13 protein-coding genes are annotated in these 12,758 nt (G+C 48.8%); 9 read left to right on the forward strand and 4 right to left on the reverse strand.

Going from position 1 to position 12,758, the window contains the following annotated elements; genetic code table 11:
* Positions 1–78 precede the first annotated feature (78 nt).
* Positions 79–519: a DUF4293 domain-containing protein gene (locus ACO08K_RS08490; protein WP_421795964.1), complete on the reverse strand. Its 441-nt coding sequence runs from the start codon at positions 517–519 to the stop codon at positions 79–81.
* A gap of 187 nt (positions 520–706) precedes the next feature.
* Here ACO08K_RS08490 and ACO08K_RS08495 point away from each other — a divergent pair, with 187 nt between their 5' ends.
* The 8 genes from ACO08K_RS08495 to ACO08K_RS08530 all read left to right on the forward strand — a co-directional run bounded on the left by ACO08K_RS08495 (position 707) and on the right by ACO08K_RS08530 (position 8,797).
* Positions 707–2,650 (forward strand): OstA-like protein, encoded by a 1,944-nt coding sequence (locus ACO08K_RS08495; RefSeq protein ID WP_421795965.1) that lies wholly within the window; start codon positions 707–709, stop codon positions 2,648–2,650.
* The gene (locus tag ACO08K_RS08500) at positions 2,637–3,398 is read left to right on the forward strand and encodes a tetratricopeptide repeat protein (protein WP_421795966.1); all 762 of its coding nucleotides are present in this window, start codon (positions 2,637–2,639) and stop codon (positions 3,396–3,398) included. Before ACO08K_RS08495 ends, ACO08K_RS08500 begins: the two co-directional genes overlap by 14 nt.
* 147 nt (positions 3,399–3,545) lie before the next feature.
* On the forward strand, positions 3,546–4,676 hold the full coding sequence (locus tag ACO08K_RS08505; protein ID WP_421795967.1) for a glycosyltransferase family 4 protein: 1,131 nt from the start codon (positions 3,546–3,548) through the stop codon (positions 4,674–4,676).
* Between the two features lie 6 nt (positions 4,677–4,682).
* Positions 4,683–5,255 carry a pentapeptide repeat-containing protein gene (locus ACO08K_RS08510; RefSeq protein WP_421795968.1) on the forward strand — a complete coding sequence of 191 codons (573 nt, stop codon included), beginning with the start codon at positions 4,683–4,685 and terminating at the stop codon, positions 5,253–5,255.
* 87 nt (positions 5,256–5,342) lie between these two features.
* Entirely contained in the window at positions 5,343–6,521 is a 1,179-nt protein-coding gene (locus ACO08K_RS08515) for a Gfo/Idh/MocA family protein (RefSeq protein WP_421795969.1), read from the forward strand.
* 78 nt (positions 6,522–6,599) lie between these two features.
* Entirely contained in the window at positions 6,600–7,550 is a 951-nt protein-coding gene (locus tag ACO08K_RS08520) for a carbon-nitrogen hydrolase family protein (RefSeq protein ID WP_421795970.1), read from the forward strand.
* A gap of 149 nt (positions 7,551–7,699) precedes the next feature.
* Positions 7,700–8,299: a GNAT family N-acetyltransferase gene (locus ACO08K_RS08525; RefSeq protein WP_421795971.1), complete on the forward strand. Its 600-nt coding sequence runs from the start codon at positions 7,700–7,702 to the stop codon at positions 8,297–8,299.
* A gap of 12 nt (positions 8,300–8,311) precedes the next feature.
* A complete protein-coding gene (locus ACO08K_RS08530) occupies positions 8,312–8,797 on the forward strand; it encodes a fasciclin domain-containing protein (protein WP_421795972.1) in 486 nt (161 codons plus the stop codon).
* 117 nt (positions 8,798–8,914) lie between these two features.
* Here the strand turns inward: ACO08K_RS08530 and ACO08K_RS08535 are convergent, their stop codons facing one another.
* The 3 genes from ACO08K_RS08535 to ACO08K_RS08545 all read right to left on the reverse strand — a co-directional run bounded on the left by ACO08K_RS08535 (position 8,915) and on the right by ACO08K_RS08545 (position 10,948).
* Positions 8,915–9,241 carry a HesB/IscA family protein gene (locus tag ACO08K_RS08535; protein ID WP_421795973.1) on the reverse strand — a complete coding sequence of 109 codons (327 nt, stop codon included), beginning with the start codon at positions 9,239–9,241 and terminating at the stop codon, positions 8,915–8,917.
* 4 nt (positions 9,242–9,245) lie between these two features.
* Complete coding sequence (gene iscU, locus ACO08K_RS08540) at positions 9,246–9,659, reverse strand: Fe-S cluster assembly scaffold IscU (protein WP_421795974.1); 414 nt, start codon at positions 9,657–9,659, stop codon at positions 9,246–9,248.
* A gap of 62 nt (positions 9,660–9,721) precedes the next feature.
* A complete protein-coding gene (locus ACO08K_RS08545; RefSeq protein WP_421795975.1) occupies positions 9,722–10,948 on the reverse strand; it encodes an IscS subfamily cysteine desulfurase in 1,227 nt (408 codons plus the stop codon).
* Between the two features lie 355 nt (positions 10,949–11,303).
* On the opposite strand from ACO08K_RS08545, the gene ACO08K_RS08550 reads away from it, so the two are divergent.
* Positions 11,304–12,689 (forward strand): Gfo/Idh/MocA family protein, encoded by a 1,386-nt coding sequence (locus tag ACO08K_RS08550; protein ID WP_421795976.1) that lies wholly within the window; start codon positions 11,304–11,306, stop codon positions 12,687–12,689.
* The last annotated feature ends 69 nt before the right edge of the window (positions 12,690–12,758 follow it).

Genomic DNA, 12,758 nt, shown 5'->3' on the forward strand with positions numbered 1-12,758 from the left:
AGAAAAACCTTAATGGGTAATATTTACCACACTACTAAGGTAGAGACGCAAGGTTTTGCGTCTCTACCTTCTTTGGTATCACCGCAACCGATCCGCCGACCTTACCAACTTCTCATCCTTATTCACAAAACGATACGCCAGCACTGTAAACACCAGCGCCGCGATCGTCATGTACAAACCCAGCCCATCGTTGATGGCTTCTTTGCTTTTATTCAGTCCCTCCTGCATAAACAATACCACCGTGAGGATGCTACCCACAATAGCGGCAATTGTTGAAAACAGTGCCAGCCGCATTTGTAGTGCCCGGTTTTTGAACAAAAAAATCGCCGCGATAGACAGTGCACCCGCTACGGCAAAGGCCGCCATCAGTGCCACATGATCCTGGACGCCATAAGCAGCATCACTTAAAAAGGCCGATTGAGCCACTGCTTGTTTGGTTTCGGCGAAAGGAACCCCAAACAATCCGAGGTATAAGCCCCCGGCCAGCAGAAAGAAAACGCTCTGAATTCGCTGAATCATAGCTGTAGATTAAAGGATATTGTAGTTTAATAGTGATATTTGCGGCGGAAGATAAAGAGTTGTTGCGATCACAACAACTTTAAAGGCTTATGTACTTACAACAAAAGATCAATCAACTAAGTTATTGGTTCTTTGGTGGGGGAAGAGGCAGCAGAATTGCTGATTGATTAATCATTAAGAGAAAAAAATGTATAGGCAGCTTTGGCTTTTTGGAGTGATGTGGATGCTGATCGGAATAGCCCAACTACAAGCACAGACCCCCGGCGCAAGCAGAGAAGGTAGTCGGGTAAAAATCCTTTACTCCGACAAATCCGTGTATGAAACCAGAGGTGAAACGACCATCAATCGCCTGAAAGGAAAAGTAGAGCTGAAGCAGGATAGTGTGTACATGTACTGCGACTCGGCAATTGTAGAAAACGAGACCCAGGTTTACGCCTACGGGAATGTGGTCATCCAGCAAGGCGATTCCCTGAAAATATTTGCCGATGAAGCTCAATACGATGGCGAGTCCAAAATCGCCAACCTTCTGGGCCGGGTCATTCTGGTCAATGGCAACCGTAAACTCTACACCCGCCGTCTGGACTACCGCACCGATACCCGAGTAGCCTATTACACCAACAATGCCACAATGGTCAGCGACTCCCTATCCCTAAAAAGTAAGGTTGGGTTTTACTATGTGGCCACCAAACAAGCCCAGTTTCGGGAGAATGTAACCGCCGTAGGCCCTCGCTTCAGCCTCAAAGCCGATTCGCTCAACTACAATACCGAAACCAAAGTCGTCGACTTTCTCGGGCCAACTGTCATCACCAACGACAGCAGTAAAGTCTATTGCGAAGATGGTTTTTACGACACCTTCAACAACCGCGCCGAATTTTCGGGCAATGCCCAGTACGTCAAAAAAGACCAACAAGCCGAGGCTGATACCATCACCTACGACGACAACCTCAAAATTTACTCCCTGCGCGGCAACGCCCGGGTGGAAGATTCAACCCGTTTGGCCATCGGTAACCTGATTCGATACGACGAACTCCAGGATACCACCTTCCTGCAAGGCAATGCCCGCTACCGCGAAAAAGAACAGGACATCAATTCTGAAGTCATCAGTTACAACCGCAAAAAAGGCACTTTTAAAACCCTGGGGCGCACCTACGTCAGCGACCCACCCAACCTCATGGAAGCCGACCAAATGGGTTTTGACGATGCGACAGGCCTTGGGGTGGCAACAGGTAATGTGATGTGGCGCGACACCGCAGCCGACCTTTCCATCAATGCCAATCGAGCAGATTATGGCAAAAAAAACGGTTACCTCAAAGCCTCAGGTGGGTCGCGAGGGCGACCGGAACTCATCACGATTGTGGAGGGAGATTCCTTGTTTTTATCTGCCGACACCCTTCTGGCGGTGAAAGCCGATAGTTTGCCCGGCAAAGGGAAGGATAGCCTGTCTGTTGGAAAAAATGATTCTCTGGCTGTGGTGCAAAAAGATACCATGCCAAGCGACACCAGCCGCATTTTGCACGCTTACCACAATGCCCGGATTTACAAAAGGGATTTTCAGGCGGTGTGTGACTCGATGGTGTATTCCACCCGCGATTCTTTGTTTACCCTTTACGGCAACCCGATTGTTTGGTCGGACACCAGCCAGTTTACCGCCGATACGATTTACATCACTTTGAAGAACAAAAAGATTGATAAAATCATCATGCGGAGTAACTCCTTCATAGTGGTGATCTCGGATGGGACTTATTTTAATCAAATCAAGGCCCGAAACGTGGTCTCCTACTTTGTGGAAAGCAACCTCAAACGAATGGACGCCTTCGGCAATGCCGAGGTCGTCTATTACGCCAAAGACGATTCGGGTGCCTATGTAGGAGTCAACAAAACGGAGTGTAGTGAAATGGTGATCAGGTTTGGAGCTCAAAATGCGGTGGAAAAAATCACTTTTATCACCGATCCCAAATCCGTACTCAGCCCGATGGGGACCACCAACCACCGGACCTTGCGCTTGAAAGGCTTCCGCTGGGAAGTGGATTCCCGCCCCCGCAAACGTGAAGATATATTTGTGGTGCTTACTCCTCAAAGCCGTATCGCCCCCGCTAACCGCATCAAGCTCAACAGCGATGAAGAAAAATAACAAACGGATCCTTTTGATTCTCTTTATATTGGGTTTTAAAGGTTTTAATTTTGCCCAAACGCCCATCCAAATTGCTCAACAAGCCCAACAGGCCTACCAACAAAGCCGCTATGCCGACGCCATCAGCGCCTACGAAAAGCTGATCCAGGGCGGCTACCACGACGCCGATTTGTGCTACAACCTGGGCAACGCCTGTTTTCGGGCCGGGAAACTCGGTAAAGCCGTACTCTACTACGAAAAAGCCCTCAGCCTAAGGCCCACCGACGAAGCCACCCTCGCCAACCTCGAACAGGTGCGCAGCGAACTCACCGATCAAATCGACCACAGCGCCGCCCCCGAGTGGTGGGACTGGTTCCTGCAACCCCAATGGATCATGCGACCCAATGCCTGGGCTGTTACCTTCGCCGTGTTGATCTGGCTGGGTATGGGTTTGTTTTGGTACATCCGCCGCAAACCTGCTGCACCCTGGATGCCCTGGGCCGCGCGTGGTTTACTGGCACTGGCTTTTTTTGTTATGCTGGCTGCTGGTTTGAGTTATTGGCACGATCATCAAAACCCCAGCGGAGTAATTTTGAGCAAAGAAGCGACCCTGCGTATCGGACCAGAACAAGCCAGTCCGGCCATTCGCACTCTGCACGAGGGTACCAAAGTGGCTTATTTGGACAAAATCGGGACTTGGGACAAGGTGCGTTTGGCCAATGGGCAGGAGGGCTGGTTGGAAGGGAAAAGTACGGGGAGGATTAGGTGAAAGATAAAGCAAAAAGAGTTCGTAGCGCACATTTTTTGGGGTCATTACCATCGGGTTGATGGAGCGACTATAAATAATTTCCCACGATTTCTCAAAACTCAGCACCAAACCCCCTATCTTCATGGGTCATAACCAATAACCCATTACATGTTGCGCTTCGGCTACGATGCCAAACGGCTTTTTAACAATTTCACCGGTTTAGGCAATTACAGCCGTACCTTGTTGAAAAACCTGTCCTATTATTACCCCGACCACGCTTATTTCCTCTTTTCTCCCCGCATTGAGCGCAAGCCGGATACCCGATTTTTCACCAGCAGTGCCTCTTTTACGCCCTATAGCCCTTCGCAATACCAGCGCATGTTGTGGCGGAGTTACAGCATCCGTTATGCGCTGAAGCGCCACAAAATCCAGTTGTACCATGGCCTGAGTAATGAACTCCCCTTGGGCATCAAAAGCACCCGCATCAAATCGGTAGTGACCATTCACGATTTGGTATTCAAGCACCGCCCGGATTATTATCCCTTTTTTGACCGCCAGGTCTACGACTTCAAATTCAATTACGCTTGTCAAAAAGCCGACGCCATTGTAGCCATCAGCGAAAGCACCAAGGCCGACATCGTTCATTTTTACGACATTCCACCCGAAAAAATCAAGGTAATTTACCAGTCTTGCGACGAACGTTTCATGCAGGAAAAGTCGCCTAAATTGATTGAGCCTATTTTGGCCAGATACCAACTTCCCGCCGAGTTTATGCTTTACGTGGGTACCATATCTGAGCGTAAAAACCTGCTCGGGATTGTTCAAGCCATGGCTCAATTGCCACAAAGCATGCGCATTCCCCTCGTCGTCATTGGCCAGGGTAAAGAATACAAAGCTCAGGTGCTGGAATTTCTGCAAAAAGCAGGTTTGAGCGAGTGGGTCATCTTTACCCAGGTCAACAACGATGACTTGCCCGCCATTTTCCAAAAGGCACGGATTTTCCTGTATCCTTCGCGTTGGGAAGGTTTTGGCATTCCGGTAATCGAGGCCTTGTTCAGTCGCACTCCGGTGATCAGCTCTAAAGTATCCTCCTTGCCTGAGGCGGCGGGGCCAGCTTCTTGGTTGGTTGACCCCGAAGAACCCGCCGAAATCGCCGCAGGCATTGAGCGCATCCTGAGCGACGATGCTTTTCGACACAACATGATCAAAACCGGGCTTGAATACGCTCAAAACTTCAAAGGGGAAGTAGTGACCGAAGAAATGATGGATTTGTATACCGAACTTTTAGGCTTAGACTAACTACTCATGGATGAAACGTACCAACACGGAATCGAATTTACTGGTGAAAATTTCAGCGAAACAACTTTGCTACTAGGTGAATACGAAGCCTGCACTTTCTCCCAATGTGTTTTTGCTAAAGTGGATTTGTCCAAGTTCACCTTTGTGCAATGCACCTTTACTGATTGTGATTTCAGCATGGCCAAATTGAACCAATGTACTTTTCGGGAAGTGGAATTCAAGGCCTGTAAACTACTGGGCCTACACTTTGACTATTGCAATCCTTTTTTATTGTCCTTCACTTTTACCGATTGCACCTTGAATTACAGCGCTTTTTATCAGTTGAAAATTCCTGGCACAATTTTTAAGAATTGCCAACTGGAAGGGGTGGATTTTGTGGAGGCTGATTTAAGCAATGCCGTATTTGACAATTGCGAATTGAATGCTGCGGTTTTTGAAGACAGCATTTTGGAAGGGGCTGACCTGCGTACTGCGCACAATTTTTCCATCGACCCCAGTTTTAACCGCATCAAAAAAGCAAAATTTTCTCGCCAAAACATCATCGGACTTTTAGGAAAATATGGTATTATCGTGGAATGATGAGCGTTCAGTACAACATCATTACAACATGACGTAGAGACGCAAGATCTTGCGTCTCTAGCCTCATCTCAACTCAATACCTGCATCATGAGCAAGCCTAAAAAATTATCCCGTCGCCAGTTCATCGAACAAACGGCGATAGTGGGTGCGGCCACTGTAGTTGCACCCGGCCTTTTGCAAGCCAGTAGCCCGATGCCCGTCAAAAAAGTGCGCGTCAGTGTGATTGGCTGTGGAAGTGTCTCGACCCAATACCTGCCCCACATCTCCAAGTCGCCCTACGTAGAATTGGTCAGCACCTGCGACATCATTCCAGAGCGGGCGCAAAAAGCCGCCGAACAATACGGCATCAAACATTGGTACCCCCACATCGATCAATTGCTGGCTGGCGAGCCCTTCGACCTGCTGCTCAACCTCACCGACATGCAGGAACACGGTCGGCTCAACAAACAAGCCCTGCTGGCCGGCCGCAATGTTTGGAGTGAAAAACCCATGGCCAATACCTATGCCGAAGGCAAAGCGTTGCTAGATCTGGCCAAATCCAAAGGACTGCGCATTTGGGGCGCCCCAGCTGTAGTTAATAGTCCTCAATTTGCCTTCATGGCCCAACAAATCCAGGCCGGAAAACTGGGTCGAATTGCCGCAGCCCACGCCCATTACGGGCATTTGGGGCCGCACTGGTCGGCATTTTTTTATGAAAAGGGAGGGGGCAGTTTGCCAGATTTGGGCGTATACAACCTGGCTACTTTGACGGGTTTGTTGGGCCCGGCCAAATACATCACAGCTATGACCAGCATCGTAACTCCCAAACGCAAGACCGACAACAAAGGGGAAATCGACGTAATTGCCGAAGACAATGCCGTTGTCCTCATGGATCACGGCAAAGGCATCATTTCCAGCGTACAGTGTGGCTTCAACTATTTTGACCCCTATGGGCACGAAGGGAAAGGTCAGGAAAAACCGACCATCTCCATTTGGGGCAGCGGCGGCAACATGAACCTTATCGGCTACGATTGGGCCCCCTTTGGTGTAGACATGGCTACACTGGAAAATGAAAAAACGGTGCGTCATGTGCCCGATCCGGGTGCCTATGTCTGGCAAATGGGTGCCACTGTCATTTCTGAGTACATGGCCGGAGCGAGTGGCGAGCCGCGCATTCAGGCGGAGCATGCTTTGCATGTGTTGGAAGTGATTGAAGCGGCGCGAAAGTCGGCGAGTACGGGGAAAAGGGTGAAGTTGACTTCGACGTTTAAGTATCCGATTTTGTGATCTCAAATTTTGCATTTGCATATCCCCTTAAATTCCAGTATTTTTGCACGTCACAATTAACCGTCTTTTTCATCCGGAATGAGAAACGCTACTGAACTGAAACCCGGCGAAATTCGTCTGGGGGTCGTCCAATGGCTGGTAAGGAATTTTGCGTCAGTGGAAATTTTCCTTGACAAGATCGAACACCAAATCCAGTCTTTTGCTAATTATGGTGTAGATTTTGTGCTCTATCCGGAGTACTTCTCCATGCCATTGTTGTCCCTGTTTCCAGGCCCCAAAGAGCGAGAGCGTTTGGTGGCCATGACGGGTATTACCAACCACCTCATGGAGGAAATCTCCCGCATGGCCAGTACCTATCAGGTCAATGTGATCACAGGAAGTATTCCGGAGCTTTCGCCTGCTGGCGAGCTGCGCAATGCAACTTACCTGTGCCGCAGAGACGGTAGTGTGGAAAAATACCTCAAGATCCATCTTACCCCTTATGAGAAACACGCCTGGCACATGGTTCCCGGCAATAAGTTGGGGGTATTTGACAGCGACTGCGGACGTATTGGTATCCAAACCTGCTACGACGTGGAATTCCCCGAGTTAGGGCGTTTGTACGCCGATGCCGGGGTACAAGTCCTCTTCGTGCCTTTTTCCACGGATTCGCAAGAAGGTTTTTTTCGGGTGCGCCATTGTGCACAGGCTCGGGCCATCGAAAACGAGTGTTATGTGGCCATTTCCGGCTGCGTAGGTTACCTACCAGAAGTGAGCGCCATCGAGTTTCAGTACGGAGAGTCGGCTATTTTTACTCCATCCGATTATGCCTTCCCGCAAGGTGCAGTCAAGTCACAATTGCCCGCCAATGTGGAATCCATTATCGTGACCGATGTCAACCTGGAACTGTTGCACAACTTGCACCACCGGGGTAGTGTACGCAACTTGCAAGATCGCCGCAAAGACCTCTACCATATGGAGGCAACAGAAAAGTTGAAAATGCCTCTGGAGGTGGAGCTGGATCTGGATGATCCTTTGAGTAATTCGTGAATAAACAGTTGAGAAAGTTGAGAGGTTGAGGAGTTGAGGCTACCGCGAGCGACTTGGACAATGACATTGTCAAAGTCGCTCGCGGTAGCCTCAACTCCTCAACTCCTCAACTCCTCAACTCCTCAACTTTTTCAACCATATTTTCCCAAATGATCGACACATCAATCACCCTCCATACCTATTCTGGAGCTGACTTGGAGCCTTACCTGGAAGATGTTGCCCGTTTGCGCATCGAAGTATTTCGAGCTTATCCCTACTTGTACGAAGGCCACATGGAATACGAACGCGAATACCTGCGCAGCTACCTAAATGCGCCTGAGGCAGCCATTGTTATCGCCAGAGATGAAGGCAAGGTCATCGGCGCTTCAACTTGTATTCCGTTGGAAAACGAGCCCGAATCCGTTCAAAAGCCGTTTTTAGAAAAAGGGCTGGATGTCAAAAAAATCTACTACTACGGTGAATCGGTTTTGCAGTCTGAGTACCGGCGAAAAGGCATTGGGGTAGGCTTTTTTGAGCACCGCGAGCGCAAAGCCCGGAGTTTGCAACGCTTCCAATGGGTTTGTTTTTGTGGCGTAGAACGGCCTCAAGATCATCCTTTGCGCCCAGCTGATTACGTTCCCCTCAATCATTTTTGGCGGCGGCGCGGCTTTCAGGAGACCGACATGGTCTGCTACATGAGCTGGAAAGACTTGACTGAAGAAGAAGAAAGCCCAAAGCCATTGCGGTTTTGGATGAAAGAACTATTTTAAATTGATCGATTTATGCGCATTTTTTCCACCCTCACCTTGGGAGCTCTCCTGCTATTTTGCACCGCTTGTGGCAGCAGTGCAGGTTTGCCCCAAATGGAGGACTTTACTGCCGTACTCAAAAAAGTAGGCAATACGACGACTTATCAAATGTTGTTGTTGAACGCGGGTGGAAGCACCCAGTTGCTGGGTTTTAAACAGAAGGGTACCTTGATTGTACCTACCGATGAAGCCTACAACCAATTGGGTGGTCAGGCACTGATGGAACTGATGGATGCCAAACAAACTTCTGCCCAACTATCCATGCTCAAGCGCCATGTGCTAAACCTGCCGTTGAGTCCTAAAAAATTACAAAGTATGGGAAGTGTGACCACCTTGGAGGGCAATGCTATTCCAGTCAAAATGGAATCAAATGTGCTGTCTTTTGGCGAAGCCAAAGTAATTTCCAGCTTTGAAACGCCGGAGGGAATGGTGTATGTGGTGAATAAAGTACTGAAGTAGTTGAGGAGTTTAGAAAGTTGAGAAGTTGAGGCTACCGCGAGCGATTTTGACAATGTCCTTTGTCCAGATCGCTCGCGGTAGCCTCAACTTCTCAACCCCTCAACTCCTAAACTTCGACTAAACCGCAAAGCTCTCTCCACACCCGCAGGTGCGCGCAGCGTTGGGATTGTTGAAGGAAAAGCCCTTTCCATCCAGGCCGCCCGAAAACTCGAGGGTGGAATTGAAGAGGTACAAAAAGCTCTTCAGATCAGTTACCACTTTGATGCCGTTGTCTTCAAAGACCTGATCATTGGGCTTGGATTCATTATCAAAGTCCATGTTGTAACTCAAGCCGGAACAACCGCCGCTGGTAACCGATACCCGCACAAAGAAATCTTCGCCCAACTTACCTTGTGAGCGAATTTCTGAAATCCTTTCTTTGGCACTATCTGCTACAAAAAGCATATTCTTAGTGTGTTTTTTCAGCAACTGCTACTTCAATGCCGTTTTTTTGCTGGTAATCAGCAATCGCACTGCGGATGGCATCTTCAGCCAATACTGAACAGTGAATTTTAACCGGTGGCAAAGCCAGTTCTTCTACGATGGTCATGTTGTCGATGGTCAAAGCCTGATCGATGGTTTTTCCCTTCAACCACTCAGTGGCCAGTGAAGAAGAAGCGATAGCAGAACCACAACCAAAGGTTTTGAATTTGGCATCCACAATGGTGCTGGTAGCAGGGTCTACTTCAATTTGCAGACGCATTACGTCACCACATTCGGGTGCACCAACCAAACCAGTACCTACGGTTGCTTTACTTTTGTCCAAGGTTCCTACATTGCGTGGGTGTTGGAAGTGTTCGAGGACTTTATCGGAGTATGCCATGATTTTAGCGTTTTTTTATTTTTTAAATAGTGGGCAAAATGAACACTAGTCGTTTATCGCTCTTAATGTTCGCTCCACTGAACGGAATTCAGATCGATACCTTCTTTGTACATTTCCCAGATTGGACTCAGGTCTCGCATGTGGTTTACCCCTTCGCTCACTTTTTCAATCACATAGTCAATGTCTTCTTCCGTAGTGAAACGGCCAAGACTGAAACGCAGTGAAGAGTGTGCCAAATCATCTCCCAAACCCAGTGCTACCAGTACATAAGACGGCTCCAATGAGGCCGAGGTACAGGCAGAACCTGAAGAAAGGGCAATGTTTTGGTTAAATGTCATCATCAAACCTTCACCTTCAACATGTTTGAAGGAGATATTGGTCACGTGGGGCATCCGGCTTTGGCGGCTACCATTCACATATACTTCTTCCAGATTGTCCTGGAATGCTTTTTCCAGACGGTCGCGCATTTTACTCAGGCGTGCGGCATCCTGATGCATTTCTGCCTTGGCAATTTCAGCTGCCTTGCCAAAACCAACGATACCAGGTACGTTCAAGGTGCCGGAGCGCATGCCACGTTCGTGGCCACCGCCGTCCATTTGAGCAGTTACCTTTACGCGTGGGTTTTTGCGGCTCACATACAAGGCACCTACCCCTTTAGGACCGTACATTTTATGTGAAGTAAAAGCCATCAGGTGTACTCCGGTTTCTTTTGGATTCACCGGAATTTTACCCACTGCCTGTACTGCATCACTGAAGAACAAAACACCTTTGCGGGCGCAAATTTCGCCAATTTCTTTCATCGGCTGAATTACCCCGGTTTCGTTGTTGGCCCACATCACCGATACCAGGATGGTACTCGGTTTGATTGCAGCTTCCAACTCGGCCAGGTCGATCAAACCTTCGGCATTAACCTGGAGATAGGTCACTTCAGCACCCTCTTTCTCCAGTTTTTTACAAGTATCCAACACCGCTTTGTGCTCGGTTGTAACGGTGATGATGTGGTTGCCTTTGCTGGCATACATCTCGAACACCCCTTTGATGGCCAGGTTGTCGGACTCGGTTGCTCCTGAGGTAAAGATGATTTCTTTAGGATCAACATTGATCAGTGAAGCGAGTTGTTCGCGAGCATAATCAACAGCTTCTTCTGCTTCCCAACCAAAAGGGTGGTTGCGACTCGCCGCATTCCCCGGCATCTGATAAAAATAGGGCAACATCGCTTCCACTACCCGTGGATCGGTGGGAGTTGTAGCGTTGTTGTCCACGTACACGCGGCGTGTATCCTTGGTCATAACCTAAGTTTATTTAGATTGAATCTAATCTTATTGAAAACTGACACAAAGATAACGATTGGTGGGAAAAAAAGTTCTAAACAATTAAAAAATCATTGCTGGTGGAAAACTTTTCTTTATAGGGCGATAAAGCTTTTGGGATTCAATTGGGCGGTAAAAAAATAAGTGTTTCATTTTGCCGAAGGATCAGATAAATAAACGATTCACTTTAAGTGTTTTATCTAATCCTTTGACTCAGAGAAAATGAATGCTTATTTTTGCCCACTATAAAGGTCTATTATTGCGGCGTTGCGTTTATTTTTACCCGGGATTTACCAGACTTTATTTATTTTTTGACAAAAAATACGCTCTGACCATGTCATCAACAACATCGCGCCGCAAGTTCCTCAAAATGTCTTCGCTGGCAGCTGGTGCAGGATTCCTGCCCAATACTGAAATCATCGGTGCGCCAAATCTCCGCAAAGGCCCACTGGTCGATAAAGTACGCATCGGTTTCATCGGCACGGGTATGCGTGGCCGCAACCACGTAGAACTTGCTCTGCTCCGCAAAGATTGTGAAGTAGTGGCCATTTGTGACATCGATCCAAAAGCTATTGCTGAGACGCAAAAAATGATCAGCAAAGCTGGAAAACCAGCTGCTGCGGCTTATGGTGAAAAAGGGGAGCGCGATTTCCTGCGCATGTTGGACAAACAAAAACTGGATGCAGTCATCATCGCGACCCCCTGGGAATGGCATACTGAGCAGTCGATAGCTTGTATGAAGCGGGGCATTTATGTCGGTAGTGAGGTCTGCGGCGGTTTTTCTCTCGACGAGTGTTGGGAATTGGTAAATGCCCACGAAGAAACCGGGACACACCTGTTTTTCCTCGAAAACGTCTGTTACCGCCGCGACATCATGGCCGTCATGAACATGGTACGGCAAGATATGTTTGGTGAAATCCTGCACCTGGAAGGGGGCTATCAGCACGACCTGCGCGAGGTCAAGTTCAACGACGGAGTGAATCCCTATGGCGGCGGAGTAGAATTTGGCGACAAAGGTTTCAGTGAAGCCAAATGGCGCACTACCCACTCCCTGCACCGCAACGGCGACCTCTACCCTACCCATGGCGTTGGCCCGGTAGCCATGATGGTCGACATCAACCGGGGCAATCGTTTTGTACACCTGACTTCCACCGCTTCCAAACCCCGTTCCCTGAACGAATACGTGGCCAAGCATCCCAAAGGTGGCCCCAATCACCCGAACGCCAATCTCGAATGGAAATTAGGCGATATAGTGACAAGTGTCATCAAATGTAATAACGGTGAAACCATAATTTTGAGTCACGATACCAACTCCCCACGGCCCTACTCGCTCGGTTTCCGGGTGCAAGGCACCAAGGGGATTTGGATGGACGTCAACAAGTCGCTCTACATCGAAGGCACCAGTCCTAAGGCCCACGCCTGGGAAAAAGCGGATGATTACCTCACAAAGTACGATCACCCCCTTTGGAAGCGTTACGAAAACGACGCCCAGGGCGCCGGGCACGGCGGCATGGACTTTTTTGTGCTCAACTCTTTCATCGAGTGTGTTAAACAAAATGCTCCGGCCCAAATCGATGTGTACGATGCAGCGAGCTGGCTGGCCATCACCCCGCTGTCGGAAGCAAGTATCGCTACGGGTAGTTCCGCCCAAGCTTTCCCCGACTTTACACGGGGGCGTTGGATGAAGAAGAAAAATGATTTTGCAACAGGCAGTTATTAATGATGAGCGATGAGTGATGAGTGATGAATTGGCTGCCGCAGCAACTTTGACAAGGTCGCTGCTGCAGCC

It is taken from the genome of Haliscomenobacter sp. (assembly GCF_965225875.1).
Classification (GTDB): domain Bacteria; phylum Bacteroidota; class Bacteroidia; order Chitinophagales; family Saprospiraceae; genus Haliscomenobacter.